Raw genomic sequence first — 932 nt, forward strand, 5'->3', positions numbered from 1 at the left:
CTAGGAGACTGCTGATTTTGTGGATCGGGTTTCGGCGTGGCTGACCGGGCTTGGTGCGGGCGTGCCGCGAGGATCGGTGCGTGGCGTTGGGATGTGAGATTCGGCAGGGCCGATTCGATGACGTGATGCTGCTGTTGGGTGATCAGCTGCCCGAGGGCAGTGTCTATCGGCTGTTGGCTGAGCACGGTGGCGCGCTGTTCGGTGATGAGTATTTCGCCGACTTGTTCAAGGTCTCGACGCGGGGCCGCCCGACGGTGCCCGCGCGGGTGGTGGCCACGGTGATGCTGCTGCAAGCCTACGAGGGCTTGTCGGATCGGGAGGCCTGTGACCGGTTGGCATTTGATCTGCGTTGGAAGGCCGCCGCCGGGTTGACGGTGGGGGCGGCGGCTTTTCACCCCACGGTGCTGGTCGGGATGCGTAACCGGCTGCGCGCCTCGGAGCGGCCGCGGCGGTTGTTCGACGATGTCACCACCACCGCGCGGGCGGCGGGGTTGTTACGAGGACGGCGCCGGGTGCTCGATTCCACCCCGCTGTTTGATGCGGTGGCCACCCAGGACACCGTCATCCAGCTGCGGGCCGCGATCCGCAAAGTCCTGTCCGCGGCGGATCGGGCCGACCCGGTGCTGGCGGGCGCGGTGCGCACGGCACTGCAGCGTGACGATGACTACGCCACGCTGGGTAAGCCGCCGTGCGACTGGGACGACCCGGCTGCCCGGGAGGCGCTGGTGGATGCGCTGGTCCGCGATGCCCAGGCCGCGCTGGCGGCGTTGGACGGCCACGAGTTGAGCGGACCGCTGGCCGACGCCGCTGAGCTGCTGGGGCTGGTAGCCGGCCAAGACGTCGAAGCCGGCGAGGACGGGGTGTTTCGCATCGCGCGGCGGGTGGCACGGGATCGGCTGATCTCCACTGTCGATGTCCAGGCCCGCCACGGG

At 69.3% G+C, this 932-nt stretch carries 1 protein-coding gene; it reads left to right on the plus strand.

The window, feature by feature from the left end; all coding sequences use genetic code 11:
- Positions 1-80 precede the first annotated feature (80 nt).
- Positions 81-932 (plus strand): transposase (locus tag AC5Y49_RS24760; RefSeq protein ID WP_499892014.1); only part of this gene is annotated, 852 nt, incomplete at its 3' end.

It is taken from the genome of Mycobacterium sp. NGS62 (genome assembly GCF_059812285.1).